We start from the raw sequence: 234 nt of genomic DNA on the forward strand, positions 1-234 counted from the left end.
GACTACAACGGCGACGCGAGCTTCACCTATACCGTCAGCGACGGTCAGGGGGGTACCGCCACGTCGACGGCGACGATCGCCGTCACCCCGGTCAACGATGCACCGGTGGCGGTCGACGACGCCCTGACCACCACCGAAGACACCGCGCTGACCATCCAGCCGGCGACCCTGCTGGCCAACGACAGCGACGTCGACGGCGACACCCTGACGATCACCGGCGTGAGCGGTGCCGAG

The 234-nt window shown here is 68.8% G+C and carries 1 protein-coding gene; it reads left to right on the forward strand.

The genetic code is table 11. The features are described from left to right. A partial coding sequence (locus KGR00_RS16800) for a cadherin-like domain-containing protein (protein WP_224424455.1) occupies positions 1 to 234 on the forward strand: 234 nt, incomplete at both ends.

Source organism: Modicisalibacter sp. MOD 31.J (genome assembly GCF_020147985.1).
GTDB classification, from domain to species: domain Bacteria; phylum Pseudomonadota; class Gammaproteobacteria; order Pseudomonadales; family Halomonadaceae; genus Modicisalibacter; species Modicisalibacter coralii.